Below are 17935 nucleotides of genomic sequence, written 5' to 3'. Positions count from 1 at the left end.
AATAAGAAATATTAGTAAATTTGAGATATGGAAAGTTTTGGAAAAGATTTACTAAAAAAGCTTAAAAATGCTCAATTGGATGGCGCCAACGCACATGGTATTTTCTCGCCGCCTTATCGTGCAGTATTTTCCAATGATGAGATTTTAGCAAAAAACCCGAAATTTGCTGCCGTCAATATTGTTCTTTACCTTAGAAATAACGAATGGTATTTCCCGCTCATACAACGTACAGAAAATGAGCGCGACAGACACAGCGGACAAATATCTTTGCCTGGAGGAAAGCGGGAAGAATTTGATCAGGATTTTGCCGAAACCGCAATACGAGAGACTTCCGAAGAAATAGGTCTGGAAAAACCTTATGTAAGAATCATTCGCGAAATGTCACCGATTTATATTCCGCCGAGTAATTTTTACGTATATCCCTACATTTCTTATTCCAAAAGAAATCCTGAGTTTATTTTACAAGAAAGTGAGGCTGTAGAAGTTATAGAATTTCCGATCACATCATTTCTGAACCTTCCGGATTCACCGGAAATAATGGCATTGCCGGGAGCAGGCGGAAAAGAAGTTCCTGTAATCAATTTCAACGGATATATTATCTGGGGAGCAACTGCAATGATACTCAGCGAATTCAGCCAGTTGATTAAAAAAATGTAACTTTGCAGATATTATGTTTAATTAAAAAATGGCGAAGAAGAACATATTTACCGATTCGTTCGGCACTCCTTATTTTTTAAAAAGGTTTATCATCTTCATTTTAGGAATCGTTTCCTACAGAAGATTTAATGGCTTTAATAAGCTTAAAATCTCCGGAACTGAGCATTTGGTAGACCTTCCGGATTCTAATGTACTTTTCGTATCCAATCATCAGACTTATTTTGCTGATGTAGCGGCAATGTATCATGCATTTTGCGCAGTGAACAACGGATATTTAAATACAATAAAAAACCCGATTTATCTTCTCAATCCAAGAGTAGATTTTTACTATGTTGCCGCCGAAGAAACCATGAATAAAGGAATTCTTCCTAAAATTTTCAAAATCGCAGGAGCTGTAACCGTAAAAAGAACATGGAGGGCAGAAGGTAAAAACGTCAACAGAATGGTTGATCTGGGTGAAATTGATAATATCATGAAAGCCCTAGACAACGGCTGGGTAGCCACTTTTCCGCAAGGAACGACCGCAGCTTTTGCACAGGGAAGAAAAGGAACAGCAAAACTGATCAAAAACCAGAGACCAATTGTAATTCCCATCAAAATAAACGGATTCAGAAGAGCATTTGATAAAAAAGGACTTCGTGTAAAAGTAACCGGCGTAAAACCTACAATGGAATTTAAAAAGCCTTTAGACATCGATTACGATCATGAAAATGCACAACAGATTCTTCTGAAAATAATGACTGCCATTGAGCAGACGGAAGACTTCAATGTTTTACACACCTACGATGAAGAGATCAAAGCAAAAAAATCTGAAAACCACAATTTATAAAAAATTTTAGGTCATTATGAAAAATTTAATAGCAATATTAATAGCCATTGTGATTACTATTTCGTGCAACAGTCAGAAAATGTATTCAGATTTTGATATGAGTTATTCAAAAAGTGGCGGCTTAACGCCGATCTACGAAAACCTTCTAATAAAAGGGAACAATGCTCGCTACTCTTATGAAGGACAGGGGAAAAAAATCAAAACAAACTTTAAGCTTACCAATGAAGATATTCAGAATCTGAACAAAACCCTGACTCAGAATAAGTTCAGACAGATTGTAGAAGACCACAAAAAGCTTTACGACCATGTTTCTGTTTCCATCAATGTGAAAAACGGTGAAAACAGTGCCAATAAAACTGACGCGAGCATGATAATGCCTCAATCTAAAAATAATTGGGATCGTGTTGTCAGTGCTTTTCAAGACATCATTACTAAAAACGTAAAAAACACTCAATAGATTTGAAAACCCATTTCATAGCCATCGGCGGAAGCGCCATGCACAACCTTGCCATTGCGTTAAAAGATAAAGGATATGAAGTTTCCGGCTCAGATGATGCCATTTTTGAACCTTCAAAATCAAGATTAGAAAAAAAAAATATTCTTCCTCAAGAGTTGGGATGGTTTCCCGATAAAATAACTTCTGATATTGACGCTGTTATCCTCGGAATGCACGCTCATCAGGACAATCCTGAATTGGCAAAAGCGAAAGATTTAGGTTTAAAAATATACTCTTATCCCGAATTTTTATACGAACAGGCAAAAACAAAAACACGCGTTGTCATCGCAGGTTCGCATGGGAAAACTACGATCACTTCAATGATTCTTCATGTTCTGAATTTTCACCAGAAAGACGTAGATTTTATGGTGGGAGCACAGCTTGAAGGTTTCGACTGTATGGTAAAACTAACGGAAGACAATGATTTTATGGTTTTGGAAGGTGACGAGTATCTTTCTTCTCCGATAGATCTTCGTTCCAAATTTTTACTGTATCAACCGAATATTGCTTTACTAAGCGGTATTGCGTGGGATCACATCAATGTTTTTAAAACGTTTGATGATTACATTGATCAGTTTAGAAAATTTGTTGCGAGTATTACTGCGGGCGGAGTTTTAGTATACAACGAAGAAGATGTGGAAGTCGTAAAAGTAATTGAAAATGCTGAAAATTACTTCAGAAAAATCCCTTACAAAACTCCGGAATACGAAATCGTGAATGGAAAAGTTCATTTAAAAACCGAAATGGGAGATATTCCGCTTTCTGTTTTTGGCGCACACAATTTATTAAATCTTGAAGGAGCAAGGCATATATGTCATACTTTAGGTATCATGGATGAAGATTTTTATGATGCGATTATGAGCTTCAAAGGTGCTTCAAAACGTCTCGAAAAAGTAGAGAGAGAAGATAAAGGAATTCTTTATAAAGACTTCGCACATGCACCAAGCAAAGTCAAAGCTGTGGTAAAAGCTTTCTGTGAGCAATTTAAAAATGAAAAAAAATACGGTTTTCTGGAATTACACACCTATTCAAGTTTAAACCCTATATTTTTAGAACAATATGATCACGCAATGGACGGTTTGGATGAAGCCATTGTTTTCTATTCTGAAGATGCTTTAAAGATCAAAAGAATGGAGCCTATTTCTCCTGATTTAATCAAAGAAAAATTTAAGAATGAGAATCTTAAAGTCTTTGCCAATGCAGAAGAACTTCATGCGTACTGGGATTCATTAGATAAAACCAAAGGTGTTTATATGATGATGAGTTCGGGTAATTTTGGTGGTTTAGATTTGACGAAATAATTAATTTTCATTTATCAAAATATAAAAAATCCTTTCAAATTGAAAGGATTTTTGCTTGTTATTCGCAATCCTGAATTAATTTTTTGAGAATTTCCTCCGTTAAAAATTCGCTGTAATTATGAATCGACTGTCCTACCCAAATATTCACAAAATCTAAATTATTCATGGCTTTTGCAACTTTTCTCAATTCATTTGTCAATTTATTCTGATAAGGATATGGCAAAATATATTCTGAATTGTCTAAAGTCCGGATAAATGTATTTTCAATTCCTCTTGCATAACGTCCTGAAAAACTTTTAGTTAAAAGAATTTCTTTTTCATTTACATTTTTAAGTCTTTCTTTTTCAAACGGTTGCAAAGCACTTTCCTGAGAAGCCAATAAAATACTTCCTACCTGAAAACCTTGCGCTCCCAATTCTTTTGAGGCTTTTAAAGTTTTATCATTGTAAATTCCACCTGCGTAAATTAACGGAACTTTTACAGAATCGTAAACCTGCGACAACAAAGACAAACCGCCAATTTTCGGAATATTCTCAGCCTCAAAACTTCCTCTGTGACCACCTGCTTCAATTCCCTGAACGCAAATGATGTCGATTCCTGATTTTTCGAGAGCTAAAGCTTCCTCAACCGAAGTACAAGTTCCGATCAATGTAACTCCATTTTCCTTTAATTTCCGAATGCTTTTATCATCAAGATTTCCAAACGTAAAACTTAGAATTTTGCAGTTTTCATCAATGATTACATCGATTTGTTCGTGATAGGAATTTAATTTGATTTCTTCAAGATTCGGAAGACTGACTTTAAGATTATTTTCTGTGGCAAGTTGCTCGATAAACTGTTTTGTTTTGATAAATTTCAACTTCAAAGAATCCGTAATTTCAGGAATTTTGTGAACGAAAATATTCGCTGCGAAATGTTTATCTGTCAGTTTTTTGGTTTCACGAATCAATTCAACCGACTTTTCCGCAGTAAGATCTGCCAAAGCTAAAGTTCCCAAACAATCTGCATTATTTGCAGCAGCAACCATTTTTGGCGTACTCACTCCAAACATAGGAGCCTGAATAATGGGATATTTTATATTGAGTTTTTTTGTGAAATTATATCCGGGAAAAACATAAAGTTATTTTATTTAAATGTAATAAAAAAAGAAGCAAAATAGATTGCTTCTTTAGTTGATATGCTCTTTTCAAAGATGAATTTTATCAGTAATTAAATATCCGCAACAGAATTCAGCATTTTTTCTTCCCAAGCCGGATCTTTCGGGTCAAAAAATAATCTTTTTCCGGTATTTAAAGAGCGAACAATATTAATCTCGTCTTCTGATAATTCAAAATCAAAAACATTGAAATTTTCTTCGATTCTAGATGGAGTAACAGACTTTGGAATCACGCAGAAACCTTCCTGCAAATGCCATCTTAAAATAATCTGAGCAACAGTTTTTTGATATTTTTCTGCAATATTTTTTAAATCTTCATTATCTAAAAGTCCTGCGTTTCCGTTACCAAGCGGGCTCCACGGTTGAGTAACGATATTATTTTCCCTATTGTAAACCTGAAGTTCTTTTTGCTGGAACAAAGGATGCAATTCAATCTGATTAATCACAGGCAGCACATTTGAGTTTGCCTTTAATTCTTCCAGTTTCTCAATTGTAAAGTTGCAGACTCCGATTGCCTTTATTTTTCCTTCCTGGTACAATTCTTCCATCGCTTTCCAGGCTCCCAAAAAATCTCCGAAAGGCCAGTGAATAAGATACATATCGAGATAATCAAGCTGCAACCTGTCAAGCGTTCTCTGGAAAGCACTTTTAGCGTTCTCATAACCATGACTTTGAACCCACAGTTTTGATGTGATGAAAAGCTCATCTCTATTGACACCACTATTTTTCACAGCATTTCCGACCGCAGTTTCATTTTGATAAATGGATGCCGTATCAATCATTCTGTAACCAGTCTGGATAGCTTTAATAACAGCATTTTCGCACTCTTTCAAGTCTTCCATTTGCCAGACGCCAAAACCTAAAGCTGGAATATCAACTCCGTTGTTCAATGTAAGTACAGGCTGTCCTGTGTATGTTTTTTGTTGCATAATCGCTTTTTTTAGTTTAAAAATATTATCTGTAAAATTCGTAATTCGTAATTTCTTAATTAATTTTCCCCATCATCTCTCGGAACAAACCTTTGATATGATCTATTTCCTCTTGGTAAATTGTCTTTTTTCGACATCCGAAATACAGTGTATTTTCCAGTTTTTTCTCGCCTTCCCAAATAAGTTTCACTTCACCACTTTCTATTTCGCTTTTACATAAAAAGTCAGGAATTACTGCCAATCCCGTTCCACCTTTCAGGCAACGAATGATCGAATTTAAATTAGGAACAATATAATTAGGGCGGAAATATGGTTTATGGCCAAAATTTAAAGTCCAGAATTGAAAAAGATGTTCCATATCACCTGTTGTTCCGTACCATTTTTCCTGTTTCAGCCATTCTTCGGCATGCTCAATTCCTTTTGAATCTACAGTTTCTCTGAAACTTTCTTTATCAATATTTTTTCCGCCAACTAAGATGATCTGTTCAGAAGAAAATGCTTCATGTAAAATATTAGGCGAAGCTCCCTTTTTTGGGGTGATAATTAAATCTAAAATTCCTTTATCCAACTGATCCAGCATTTCTGGATATTCACCAAAACTGATAATTAAATTAAACGGTAATGTGGAAACATATTGTTCTAAAGTCGTCTGAAAAGTTTCAAAACACATTCCTACACTAATTGTCGGCGTATGTTTTTCTGTTGATTTCTGAAAGTTTTTTTCTACATCTTCCAATCTTGTCAACGGATCAGAAACTGCGTTGAATAAAACTTTTCCTCTTTCTGTAGGTATCATTTTTCTCCCGGTTCTGTCAAATAATTTGTAACCAACATATGCTTCCAGCGAACCTAAATGCAGACTCACACCGGGTTGCGAAATAAACAAAGAATCGGCCGCTCCCGTCAATGTTCCTGTTTTATATATCGCTTTGAAAGTTCGATACCATTCTAAATTTACCATGATTTCTTTGATTTGTCAGATTACTTCTGCTTATATATTGTGGCTTACTGATCGTTGAATTGTCAATTTCTCTTCTGCAAAGTTAGCAGTAAGTTTTTAAAAAAAGATAGTTTTAATATCATAATTATAATACTAAACTATAAGCTATATTATTTTAATTATACTTAAAGCTGCCATAACTTTGCATCATAAAATTTAAACAATCATTACCAAAATGAAAAAAGTATTAATAATTAACGGTGGACAAAACTTCGGACATTCCGGAGGAAAATATAATCAAACCATTGCAGAAAACACTTTGGAAGTCTTACAATCATTTGAAAATATAGAAATAAAAATATCCAACATCAGCGAAGGTTACGATAAAAACGAAGAAGTTCAAAAGTTTGTTTGGGCAGATTTTATTATTTATCACACTCCAATCTGGTGGTTTCAACTTCCAAATGATTTCAAAAAATATATTGACGAAGTTTTTACAGCAGGCCATGCAAAAGGAATTTATATGAATGACGGAAGAACTTCAGACAACCCAAAAATCAACTACGGAACCGGCGGAATGCTTGGCGGCAGAAAATACATGCTTACTACAAGCTGGAATGCACCCGAAACTGCTTTTACGCTTCCAGGCGAATTTTTCAACGAGAAAAGTGTTGATGACGGACCGCTTTTCGGTTTTCACAGAATGAATGCTTTCGTTTCTCTGGAAAAACTGGATAGTTTCCATTTTCATGACGTTGAAAAAAACGCGAATATCGAACGTGATATGAGCATTTACAGAGAGCATTTGAAAAACGTATTCGAAAAAGAATTAAATCCACAATTAGTCTCATGAAAATATATCTTACGGCAATCATCAAAACAAAAGAAGAGCACAGAACCGAAGTTTTAGAAGTTCTCCGGAATATGGTAAAAGAGACTCGTAAAGAGGAATCCAACGAATTGTATACACTTCATCAGGGAATCGAAAATAAAAATCATTTTGTTTTCTACGAAATCTGGAAAAGTGACGAAGGGCTAAAAAAACATAATGAACAGCCTTACATTAAAGCTTTCGGAGACTTAATTGATGAAAAACTGCAGGAAAAACCTCAGATTTATTTGACTGAAATTATTTAAGTTTTTGTAAAAGCTCATTTGGTGTAGATTTTTCATATTGAAAATTAAATTATGATTATGAAATCAATTTCAGCTTTATTATTTACACTTTTTCTTGTGATCAACCTTTCGGCTCAGGAAAAAGAAATCTGCAGATATACAAAAACTCCTACCGGATTTCTGATGGTTCTTCGTGAAGGTGATGATGTAATTTCAAGAATAGAAAATCTTGCGAAAACGGAAAATATACCTTCAGCAAGCTTTACAGGAATTGGTTTTGCAGCAGATGTTACTTTCGGATTTTATGATTTTAATGCAAAAAAATTTAATCCTAAAACTTTTAAAAAAGTAGAAATGGGAAGCCTCACAGGATCAATCGCCTGGAATGAAAAAGGTGCATCGATCCATATTCACGGTGTTGCAACAGACGACAAATTCAAAGCTTTTGGTGGACACATTTTATCAATGCACGTTGGCACAGGTTCTATTGAAATCTATATCACCGTCAGCGACAAAAAATTAGAAAGAAAAATAGAGCAACCTTTGAACGCCAATGTTTTGCAGTTAAGTTGCCAGCAATAAATCAAAAAAATAGCTTTTCAACATCAGAAAAGCTATTTTTATTATGTAAAATTCTAATTCTTAGGAACCTGCAAATGCGTGCTGATTGCAATTCGGTTCCACATATTAATAGTGATAACTGCCATGATGATACTTCTGATCTGCTCATCGTCAAAATACTGTGTCGCTTTTTCGTAGGTTTCGTCAGTCAGTCCTTTTTGATTGATTAATGTAATTTCTTCAGTCATAGCTAAGATCACTTTTTCTTCTTCGGTAAAAAGATCTGTTTCTCTCCAGGCATTGAGAAGAAAGAGTCTCTGAGCTGTTTCACCATATTTCAATGCATCTTTCGTATGCATATCCAGGCAGAAAGCACAGCCATTGATTTGGGACGCACGGGTTTTTATCAGTTCTTTCTGAATATTGCTTAATGACGTTGTTTGCAAAGTCATTTCCAGATTCATCATTGCTTTGTAAGACTCAGAATTTGCGCTTAAAATTTTGATACGTGTACTCATTTTTTATTGTTTTAAAATTTATTGTACAAATGTCTTGTTAAAAAATCGCAAAAATCTTAAACTGGTTTAAGATCGTAATTTCGCTCTGATTTCGCTTAGATATTCCGGCGTAAAACCTAAAAAAGAAGCAATCAGATATTGCGGAATCCTCTGGATAAACCACGGGTATTGCGTGCTGAAATGCACATACAATTCTTCTCGGGTCATCTCATATAAAAAACGGATTCTTCTTTCGGAAGCAGCATACGATCTTTGGTAAATTATTCTGAAATATCGTTCCATCACAGGATGTTTTTTCAGCAATTCTTCCTGATTTTGCAAATCGATGGCAAGAATAGTCGATTTCTCAACCGACTGAATATTAAAATCCGTTTTCGTTTGCCTTTCATACGCATAAGTATCAGTAATCCACCAATTTTCTATGGCAAACTCTGTAGTCTGCTCTACTCCTTTTTCGTTGATAAAAAACTTTCTAAGACAACCATTCAGAACAAAATACATTGATTTACAGATTTCCCCTTCCAACATCAGATTCTGCTTTTTATCTACTTTTAAAACCTGAAAAAAAGAAAATACCGAAGAAAATTCTTCGTCATTGATCTTAATAAATTTATCTAAATGTGTTTTGAATGTTTCCATTTTAATAATTGTATATCCAAACTTAACTTTATTTCTTTAGTTTTACATGATTAAAAATATAAATCATGGAAATTGTTGCAAAAATTCTGATCGCTTTGGTCGCAGTAGAACATCTCTACATTCTCTGGATGGAAATGTTTGCGTGGGAAACCAAAGGAAAAGAAGTTTTCAAAGCTGCTTTACCTGCAGAAATGTTTAAACCCACAAAAGGTTTGGCAGCAAATCAAGGATTGTATAACGGATTTTTAGCTGCAGGATTGATATGGTCTTTCTTCATTGAAGATCCGAAATGGCAAACCAATGTAGCTTTATTTTTCCTGATTTGTGTGGCGATTGCGGGAATTTACGGTGCCATTTCAGCAACCAAGAAAATATTTTTCGTACAGGCTTTACCTGCGATTTTAGGGATTATTGCTGTTTTGTTGAAATAAATTTTTCCTTTGACTATAAAGTAGAAATTTCCCTTAATTTCTCTTTCATTTTTTCAGGTTTAAATTCCCCTTCATGATAATATACCAAATTCTGATTCTTATCTATAAAAATCCATAAAGGATAAACTGGTTGTTTTTTATTTTTAGATAAGGACAAAGCCAACTCGTGAATTCCGGAATTTCCGTTGGGTAAATATTTAAATTCTTTTCCCTGGAAATTGATTGTATGTTTCGTTTTTTCTGCTTCAAAATTGATCATATGAAAATTTTCATTGATCATTTTTATTAAATTTTTATCTTTTTTAATTTGAAAAGATTCGATTTTACAAACCGAGCACCAATCGGTGTAAAGATGAATGATCATCGGTTTTGGACTTTCTTTCTGCAATTTTTCCAAATCTGAAAATGTAATTGTTTTCATCTGCGAAAGGCAAAATCCTGAATTCAATACTATTAAAAATAAAAAAGACCTCATCACTTTTTATTCTGTTTAAATGTATAAATACCCTAAAAATTGTAATTCAAAACATTAAGTTCAGTAAGTTTAAAATGTTTTTTAAGTAAATATCTAAAGATATTATTTAGCACTATGTTTAATTTAGATTTATCTAAATTTTCAAAAAACTTAAAAACTAAAACATCTTAATTTTTAAAATAAATCAAATTTCATCTCAAATTATATTTCACTCCTAAAAAACCTCTGATTCTTTGCATCGGAGCGTAACCATAAGTCGTATCAAAAGTATAATGATTGGGATTATTAATTGGATCATTCACGTTTTTATCAAACGGATCAAAAGGTCGCATCAAAGGATCATTTGGAGTGAAATTGAATAAATTTTTAATACCGCAATATACTTCAAATCCTGATTCGAAACTCTTAGAAACCTGAACATTTGCCAAAGAATTAAACGGCGAATATTCCGGTCGGTAATCATTTGGTAAAACAGGAAGTCGCATCGGTCCGTAAAATTGTCCGGTAAAATCTATCGTCAAATTACTAGGAAATTTATACGTTAAACTATATGTTCCGCTCCATTTCGGGGCGTGAAGCTGCTGAACTTTTTCGTTTTCGCCATCAAATTTTTGATAAACATCTAAATAGGTTATTCCTAGATTAATGCTAAAAGGAAAACTGAAACTGTAATCAAGATTCAAAGATAAACCTCGTGAAACACCGTAACCTTGCAGATTATCATAAATAATTTTATCAGGTTCAGAATCAAAATCTCCCACAATTTTATTGCTGAAATACGTGTAAAATGCAGAAGCATCGAAATTGATCATTCTATCACCAACCGGAATTTTCCACATATAATTTAAATTCCCGTTGACAGATCTTTCAGGTTTTAAATCTGATTGAATAACCACTTCGCGCGAACCCGTCAAAGCGGCATGATCTTCTGTAAATAAATTGACAACACGGAAACCCGTCCCGAAATTTAATCTTAAAGTGTGATAAGGATTTGGAGAAAACTTCCATGCAAATCTTGGTGAATGTACAGAATGATGAATTTTATCATAATCAAATCTGTAACCTAAAAGCAAAGTATGTTTTTCATTAATCTCCCATTGATCCTGAATAAAAGCTCCGAAAATGGGTGATTTCATCGGATTGTTTGTGAATCCGTCAGCTGACAAAGTTCCGGGAGTATTGTCATCATAAAATGTTTTTTTGAAAGTTGCTCCCAAAATCAAATCGTGATCTCCCAGTTTTTTATCCCAATAAGTTTGCGCAAAAGCTACTTTTTGAGTTGCTGTAAAAGGATTGCTTCCATAAAATGAATTTTGATCGTGAAAATTATAAGAAAACTGAGTAATTACACTTTCTTTTATTGGCCATTGATAAACCCCAAAAGCTTCTATTCTATTCGTATAAATACTTTCCCCATAAACTTCATTACTTCCTCGATACGATTTATTCCACTGCATTTCGCCGCCAAAACGGTCTTCATAAAGATATCTTAAAGCAAAACTTGCCAATCGGTTTTCTCTTCTTTGGAAGTTCCATTTATTGAAAACGGAAATTCTGTTTTGAAGTGCAGCATCCGTGAAATTATCATTATTCTGATCGATTTTTTTGTTAAAATTAAAATAATTCAAACTTAAAATGGAAGCAATATTTTTCCCGAAAGTGAATTTTGTGGAAAGATCAAAATTATTTTCAGCCCAGCTTGTTGTCATGAGATCTACGCTTATTTTTGGAGCTGTCAAAGCATTTTTGGTGATAATATTAATTACTCCGCCCATCGCTTCAGAACCGTAAAGAGAAGAAGCGGGGCCTTTTACGACCTCAATTCTGTCAATTAAACTATTCGGAATTCCACTTAAACCATAAACTGTTGAGAGCGAACTTACAATTGGCATTCCGTCTATCAAAATCATCGTGTAAGGTCCTTCCAAACCATTGATATGAATATCTCCCGTGTTACAAACCGAACAATTCAGTTGAGGTTTTACTCCGTTCACCATTGCAATCGCTTCAAAAACATTCGGAGTCGGGTTCTTCTGAAAAAATTTCTGGCTGTAAATTTCAACTGCAACCGGACTTTTCGATCTGCTCATCGGCTTTATCGTTCCGGTAATCACCACATCATCAATACTTTTTGTTTTGATTTCATTTTTTGACGGAATCTTAACAGAATCTATCTTTTCTGTTTGATTTAAATCTAAACTATCCGTCTCCTGAGAGAAACAGTAAGATGACAGAAAAACTACAGAAAATAATATTCGCCTCATGAAATTTAAATTGTTAGTCAAAACTAACAATTATTTTTAGAACAGCAAAACTTAAATAAAATATTGTTTTTAAATTTCAATTCATTAAAAAATATTAAATTTGAGATTCCAGATATAAAAGTAAAATGAGATACCATCAATCGGGAAATATCCCACCAAAAAGGCATACGATTTTCAAATCTCCAGAAGATAAATTCTACTACGAGCAGCTTTTCGGAACGGAAGGTTTTCACGGAATTTCATCTTTGCTCTATCACGTTCATCGCCCAACACAGATCAAATCGATTGGTGAACCGAAAGACGTTTCTCCGAAAATTGCGGTGAGTAAAAACGTGACTCCACGAATGTTTAAAGGAATGAATGTCACTCCTGAAGACGATTTTATGGACAGCCGAAAATTTCTGATGGTAAACAATGACCTGAAAATGGGATTGTCGAAGCCAAGGAAATCGATGGATTATTTCTACAAAAATGCCGAATGTGACGAACTTTTATACGTTCATAACGGAAGCGGAATCTTAAAAACTTTCGTTGGCGATCTGGAATTTTCTTTTGGTGATTACCTTATTATTCCGAGAGGAACAATTTATCAGGTCGAGGTAAATTCTGATGATACTGTATTTTTTGTGGTGGAAAGTCATTCGCCGATTTACACTCCGAAAAGATATAGAAACGAGTTTGGGCAACTTTTGGAACATTCGCCGTTTTGCGAAAGAGACATCATAGCTCCTACTTTTAAAGAACCGAAAGATGAAAAAGGGGAATTTTTAATTAAAGTAAAAAAAGAAAATCAGATTACAGATTTCATCTATGCGACACATCCTTTTGATGTTGTAGGTTGGGACGGTTATTTTTATCCTTATAAATTTAATATTAAAAATTTTGAACCCATTACAGGTAGAATTCACCAACCACCACCGGTTCACCAGACTTTTGAAGCGCATAATTTTGTAGTTTGTTCGTTCTGCGCAAGAATGTACGACTATCATCCGATGGCAATTCCTGCACCTTATAATCACTCAAATATTGATTCTGACGAAGTTTTATTTTACACAGAAGGAGATTTTATGAGTAGAAATCATATTGATTTGATGGATTTCACTTTACATCCTGGAGGAATTGTTCACGGACCTCATCCGGGAGCGATGGAAAGAAGTATCGGCAAAAAATTCACTGAAGAATATGCGGTTATGGTTGACCCGTTCCGTCCGTTGCAGATCACAGAAGAAGCAATGAAAGTGGAAGATCCTTCGTACAAAACTTCTTGGCTGGAAAATGAAGATCATGACTTGAAAGACCGTTTGCAGGAGTAGTTTTTCAATAATATAAATTAAAAGGATTCAATGGAAACGTTGAATCCTTCTTATTTTACGACCTGACAAAACATGACAAAAATTACAAAAAAAACCATATAGATTCAGACTAAATCTTGTGAATATGACTTATCTTTAGAATAGAAAATTAAAGGGTAACACATTTTAAAAATTTGAATATGTATAATTATATCAGTGCAGAGGAAGCTATTTATACCATCAAGAGCGGAAACCGTGTGTTTTTTCATGGAAGTGCATGTACGCCAAATCATTTGATCGACGAGTTGGCAAGACAATCTCACAGACTGGAAAACGTAGAAATGGTTTCGATTACCCAGCAGGGAAATGTAGAAATTGCAAAACCTGAATACAAAAAGAGTTTTTTCGTTAATTCATTGTTTGTTTCCGGGCCGGTGAGAGATGCTGTGAATTCTGAAAATGGTGATTATGTTCCTATTTTTTTAAGTGAAATTCCTATTTTATTCAGAAATAATATTTTACCACTTGATGTAGCTTTAATTACGGTATCACCGCCAGACAAACATGGTTTTTGCACATTAGGAACTTCTGTTGATGTTGCAAGATCTGCCGTAGATACTGCAAAATTGGTTGTAGCAATCGTGAATCCTTTAATGCCGAGAACGCATGGTGACGGAATGATTCACATCAGTAAAATCAACAAACTCGTTTGGCATGAGGAAGAACTTCCAACGGTAGATTACGGATCAAAAGTGAGTGAAGACGAAATGCTTGTCGGAAAAAACGTAGCCGAACTGATTGACGACAAATCAACTCTGCAAATGGGAATCGGAACAATTCCTGATGCTGTTCTAAAATGTTTAAGCAATCATAAAGATCTCGGTGTACACACCGAAATGCTGAGTGACGGAGTGATTGATTTAATTCAAAATGATGTCATCAATAATAAATATAAAGGTTATAACGATAATAAAGCAATCACGAGCTTCTGTTTTGGAACCAAAAAACTTTACGATTTTGTAGATGACAATACCATTTTTGCTTTTAAAGACGTGAGTGTTGTGAATTTCCCGATCAATATTATGCGGAATAAAAAATTGGTTGCAATTAATTCGGCAATCGAAATAGATCTTACAGGACAGGTTTGTGCAGACTCTATCGGCACTCTACAATATAGCGGAATTGGCGGCCAGATGGATTTTATGAGAGGCGCCGCATTGAGCGAAGGCGGAAAACCGATCATTGCCATCACATCAAGAACGAAACGTGGTGTATCAAGAATTGTCCCTTTCCTAAAACAGGGAGCGGGAGTGGTAACAACAAGAGGTCACATCCATTGGGTGGTTACAGAATACGGAACCGCTTATCTCTATGGGAAAAATCTTCGCCAGAGAGCGCAGGAGCTCATCAGTATTGCACATCCCGATGACAGAGAAATGCTGGAAAGAGCAGCAAATGAAAGATTTAAGATGTAACAGCAGTATTTTTTCACTCCATTGAATTTAATTAAACCTAGAAATTGGTCTGTCCTTATGCTAATTACTAATATTAAATTAAAAATACTGTATATTTAATAAAAATATAAATTCATAGCAACATCATGAGATTTTAAGGATATTTTTTGCTTACTTTTATATAAAATATTACACATTTGAGGACAATATATAATTCGATAAAGGATGAGGTGAACCGTCATCCCACAATTCAGGATTCAATTTTAGGTAAGGTGCATCAATGGAAAAGAAGCCATTACATCATTCTTTCAGAAATCATAAAAGATGAGCTTGCGTCTTCTGAAGAGATGAAATATGATAAAAAATTCGAACTTGGTAACACGATTTCTCACATTACTTTACAGAGGTTTTTTGAAAATGATTATCATGATAAAACACATAATGATCTCCGCTTTCTGAAGACTTTAGATAAAATCTGCATTTTTTTAGGCTTTAAAGACCTCAATTCTTACATTCATCACCTCAAAGGGAACGAAATGGAATTAGAAATGATCGACAATGGAGTTTTTTCTACCGATATTGTTTATACTTATTGTTCGACCGTTTTTAATTTATATAAAAGTTTTCCTGTCCACAATCCTGATCTACTTAAAGATCTGGTGTTTGAGAATTCTCCGTTTTTAGAAAGGGCAACAGAGTTTAGTAAAGAGCTGTGCGAAAGAAAATTTGAACTGGTTACGAAAAATAACCGATCGAATTTTGAAGTATTTGATATTCATGTAGTGACAGATGAGCCGGAGAAAAAAATAATTGAAACACAGGAGTTTTGGAATCTGCTTTTTAAAGTAGGCGAAACAGGAGAAGAACATTTTGTGAATCAGCTTAATACTCAGATTTATTTTATTCGTAAAATAGACAACACCTGGAAAATTTGGGATAATTACAATCCTGATGCCGGAAGACTTAATATTAAAAGATAAAAGCCGTAATAATTACGGCTTTCTTTGTTTCTATAACTTTCTTTCACCACTTGGGATTTCTGCTACAAATATAGAAAAAATATCATAAAAACAATAAACTTAAATATACTTAATTAAACTTAGTTAATTTTTAAATATACTGCAATCGTTTACACAAGAATAATGTTTTTAATTATTTAAAGGAATTTTGTAATTTGCAACCAATAAATAAAAAGTAAAAATAAAAATATGTCAACACTTACATTTGCCGAAAAAATTGCTCAGGCTGAGAATTTTTTGCCGATCAACGGTACAGATTATATTGAGTTTTATGTAGGCAACGCAAAGCAGGCTGCACATTATTACAAAACCGCTTTTGGTTTTCAGTCTGTCGCTTATGCAGGACCCGAAACCGGAGTTAGGGATCGTGCTTCTTACGTTTTACAGCAAGGAAAAATTAGATTGATTTTAACTACAGGCCTTAAATCTGACTCGCCGGTAAGCGAACACGTAAAAAAACATGGTGATGGAGTGAAAATTCTTGCACTTTGGGTTGATGATGCATATTCTGCATTTGAAGAGACCACAAAGAGAGGTGGAAAACCGTATATGGAGCCTGTAACTTTAAACGACGAACACGGTGAAGTAAGAATGTCCGGAATATACACTTACGGAGAAACCGTGCATATGTTCATCGAAAGAAAAAATTACACAGGTCCGTTCATGCCAGGTTTTCAAAAGTGGGAAAGTGACTACAAACCTGAGGAAGCAGGCTTATTATACGTTGACCATTGCGTAGGAAATGTTGACTGGGACAGAATGATCCCAACCGTTGAATGGTACGAAAAAGTAATGGGATTTGTGAATATTCTTTCCTTTGACGACAAACAGATCAACACAGAATATTCGGCTTTGATGTCTAAAGTGATGTCTAACGGAAACGGTTTTGCAAAATTCCCGATTAACGAGCCGGCTGAAGGAAAGAAGAAATCTCAGGTAGAAGAATATCTTGATTTCTATGAAGGAGAAGGTGTACAGCATATCGCCGTTGCCACAAAAGACATCATCCACACAGTTACTGAGCTTAAAAAGCGTGGTGTAGAATTTCTTTCTCCTCCACCGGAAGCATATTACAACATGGTTCCCGATAGAGTTGGCCATATAGACGAAGATATTAAGAAACTTCAAGAACTTGGTATTTTAATTGATCATGATGAAGAAGGTTATTTACTTCAGATTTTTACAAAGCCAGTAGAAGACCGCCCTACTCTTTTCTTTGAAATTATTGAGAGACATGGTGCGCAGAGTTTTGGCGCTGGTAACTTCAAAGCTCTTTTTGAGGCTCTAGAAAGAGAACAGGAAAAAAGAGGAAATCTTTAATTTTTTAAACTAAACATAGAGTTTTGTCAGGATGCAGATCTTGACAAAACTTTTTTATAAACACAGCTTATGAGAAAATTATTTGTCTTAACATTATTTTTTACCGGATTTGCATTAAATGCTCAAAACTATGGAGCGATCAATGAAATCCTTGATCGACTGGAGGAAAGAAAAGGCATCAATCAACATCTTGAAAACGTGAGTATTGATAATAAAAAATTTGTACTCCTCAAAGATTTTAATGACCATACCGAGAGAAGTTTTCTTATTGTCAAAGGAAAAGACGTTACTTATGTAGAAATGTTTGATGATAAAGCGACTGCAAAAAGTACATCAAATGTTTTTTCCGGAGACGTGATCAGAAAAAAGAATATCATTTCCGTAAGAGCAGACAAACTGGAAAATAAAAAAATCCCGATTCCTGTTGCTAAAACACTTCTTTTAACCAAACAAAAAGAAATTCTTTACCTCATCGACATTAATTCCCGCGATCGATGGATCGATGAAGAGGCTTACGCCAAAAAATCAAAATAATTAA

20 protein-coding genes are annotated in these 17935 nt (G+C 34.5%); 13 read left to right on the top strand and 7 right to left on the bottom strand.

The annotated features are described in order from the left end of the window. The first annotated feature begins 27 nt into the window (after positions 1 to 27). The 4 genes from PGH12_RS16945 to PGH12_RS16930 are packed head-to-tail and all read left to right on the top strand — an operon-like array spanning position 28 to position 3283. Positions 28 to 657, top strand: coding sequence for an NUDIX hydrolase (locus PGH12_RS16945; protein WP_267598658.1), 630 nt, complete (start codon positions 28 to 30; stop codon positions 655 to 657). Positions 658 to 685: 28 nt separating this feature from the next. Then, a complete protein-coding gene (locus PGH12_RS16940; protein WP_267598657.1) occupies positions 686 to 1486 on the top strand; it encodes a lysophospholipid acyltransferase family protein in 801 nt (266 codons plus the stop codon). A 16-nt stretch (positions 1487 to 1502) separates the two neighbouring features. Further along, positions 1503 to 1943 (top strand): hypothetical protein, encoded by a 441-nt coding sequence (locus tag PGH12_RS16935; protein WP_267598656.1) that lies wholly within the window; start codon positions 1503 to 1505, stop codon positions 1941 to 1943. A gap of 2 nt (positions 1944 to 1945) precedes the next feature. Further along, positions 1946 to 3283 carry a UDP-N-acetylmuramate--L-alanine ligase gene (locus tag PGH12_RS16930; RefSeq protein ID WP_267598655.1) on the top strand — a complete coding sequence of 446 codons (1338 nt, stop codon included), beginning with the start codon at positions 1946 to 1948 and terminating at the stop codon, positions 3281 to 3283. A gap of 58 nt (positions 3284 to 3341) precedes the next feature. Here PGH12_RS16930 and PGH12_RS16925 read toward each other — a convergent pair whose 3' ends face one another. From PGH12_RS16925 to PGH12_RS16915, 3 genes are all read right to left on the bottom strand, one after another. Then, positions 3342 to 4334: an NAD(P)H-dependent flavin oxidoreductase gene (locus PGH12_RS16925; protein WP_267598654.1), complete on the bottom strand. Its 993-nt coding sequence runs from the start codon at positions 4332 to 4334 to the stop codon at positions 3342 to 3344. Between the two features lie 158 nt (positions 4335 to 4492). Then, a complete protein-coding gene (locus tag PGH12_RS16920; RefSeq protein ID WP_267598653.1) occupies positions 4493 to 5368 on the bottom strand; it encodes an aldo/keto reductase in 876 nt (291 codons plus the stop codon). 55 nt (positions 5369 to 5423) lie between these two features. Then, positions 5424 to 6329: a LysR family transcriptional regulator gene (locus PGH12_RS16915; protein ID WP_267598652.1), complete on the bottom strand. Its 906-nt coding sequence runs from the start codon at positions 6327 to 6329 to the stop codon at positions 5424 to 5426. A 214-nt stretch (positions 6330 to 6543) separates the two neighbouring features. Between PGH12_RS16915 and PGH12_RS16910 the strand changes: the two genes are divergently transcribed. From PGH12_RS16910 to PGH12_RS16900, 3 genes are read left to right on the top strand one after another with little or no spacing between them, the layout of a single operon-like run. Then, entirely contained in the window at positions 6544 to 7161 is a 618-nt protein-coding gene (locus PGH12_RS16910; protein WP_267598651.1) for an NAD(P)H-dependent oxidoreductase, read from the top strand. Beyond that, positions 7158 to 7445 (top strand): putative quinol monooxygenase, encoded by a 288-nt coding sequence (locus PGH12_RS16905; protein WP_267598650.1) that lies wholly within the window; start codon positions 7158 to 7160, stop codon positions 7443 to 7445. The genes PGH12_RS16910 and PGH12_RS16905 overlap by 4 nt, the downstream gene beginning before the upstream one ends. A gap of 57 nt (positions 7446 to 7502) precedes the next feature. Further along, entirely contained in the window at positions 7503 to 8006 is a 504-nt protein-coding gene (locus tag PGH12_RS16900; protein WP_267598649.1) for a PPC domain-containing DNA-binding protein, read from the top strand. 53 nt (positions 8007 to 8059) lie between these two features. Here PGH12_RS16900 and PGH12_RS16895 read toward each other — a convergent pair whose 3' ends face one another. After that, entirely contained in the window at positions 8060 to 8503 is a 444-nt protein-coding gene (locus PGH12_RS16895; RefSeq protein ID WP_267598648.1) for a carboxymuconolactone decarboxylase family protein, read from the bottom strand. Between the two features lie 66 nt (positions 8504 to 8569). Further along, positions 8570 to 9142 (bottom strand): Crp/Fnr family transcriptional regulator, encoded by a 573-nt coding sequence (locus PGH12_RS16890; RefSeq protein ID WP_267598647.1) that lies wholly within the window; start codon positions 9140 to 9142, stop codon positions 8570 to 8572. 65 nt (positions 9143 to 9207) lie between these two features. Here PGH12_RS16890 and PGH12_RS16885 point away from each other — a divergent pair, with 65 nt between their 5' ends. After that, positions 9208 to 9573, top strand: coding sequence for a DUF1304 domain-containing protein (locus PGH12_RS16885; protein ID WP_267598646.1), 366 nt, complete (start codon positions 9208 to 9210; stop codon positions 9571 to 9573). A 13-nt stretch (positions 9574 to 9586) separates the two neighbouring features. On the opposite strand, the gene PGH12_RS16880 is transcribed toward PGH12_RS16885, so the two are convergent. Together PGH12_RS16880 and PGH12_RS16875 are read right to left on the bottom strand one after the other, a co-directional pair. Beyond that, on the bottom strand, positions 9587 to 9994 hold the full coding sequence (locus tag PGH12_RS16880) for a thioredoxin fold domain-containing protein (protein ID WP_267598645.1): 408 nt from the start codon (positions 9992 to 9994) through the stop codon (positions 9587 to 9589). 245 nt (positions 9995 to 10239) lie between these two features. Beyond that, positions 10240 to 12312, bottom strand: a complete 2073-nt coding sequence (locus PGH12_RS16875) for a TonB-dependent receptor plug domain-containing protein (protein WP_267598644.1) — start codon at positions 12310 to 12312, stop codon at positions 10240 to 10242. A 125-nt stretch (positions 12313 to 12437) separates the two neighbouring features. Between PGH12_RS16875 and PGH12_RS16870 the strand changes: the two genes are divergently transcribed. From PGH12_RS16870 to PGH12_RS16850, 5 genes are all read left to right on the top strand, one after another. After that, positions 12438 to 13625, top strand: a complete 1188-nt coding sequence (locus PGH12_RS16870) for a homogentisate 1,2-dioxygenase (RefSeq protein WP_267598643.1) — start codon at positions 12438 to 12440, stop codon at positions 13623 to 13625. 179 nt (positions 13626 to 13804) lie between these two features. Then, a complete protein-coding gene (locus PGH12_RS16865; RefSeq protein ID WP_267598642.1) occupies positions 13805 to 15079 on the top strand; it encodes an acetyl-CoA hydrolase/transferase family protein in 1275 nt (424 codons plus the stop codon). A gap of 176 nt (positions 15080 to 15255) precedes the next feature. Further along, a complete protein-coding gene (locus PGH12_RS16860; protein WP_267598641.1) occupies positions 15256 to 16038 on the top strand; it encodes a hypothetical protein in 783 nt (260 codons plus the stop codon). 228 nt (positions 16039 to 16266) lie between these two features. Then, the gene (gene hppD, locus PGH12_RS16855) at positions 16267 to 17397 is read left to right on the top strand and encodes a 4-hydroxyphenylpyruvate dioxygenase (protein ID WP_267598640.1); all 1131 of its coding nucleotides are present in this window, start codon (positions 16267 to 16269) and stop codon (positions 17395 to 17397) included. A gap of 69 nt (positions 17398 to 17466) precedes the next feature. Then, positions 17467 to 17931 carry a hypothetical protein gene (locus PGH12_RS16850; protein WP_267598639.1) on the top strand — a complete coding sequence of 155 codons (465 nt, stop codon included), beginning with the start codon at positions 17467 to 17469 and terminating at the stop codon, positions 17929 to 17931. Positions 17932 to 17935 lie beyond the last annotated feature (4 nt).

Origin of the sequence: Chryseobacterium sp. CY350, from assembly GCF_027945075.1 — a bacterium.
GTDB lineage: Bacteria > Bacteroidota > Bacteroidia > Flavobacteriales > Weeksellaceae > Chryseobacterium.
The sequence above is the reverse complement of the archived record's forward strand: the minus strand, read 5'-3'. Positions and strand labels throughout refer to the sequence as shown.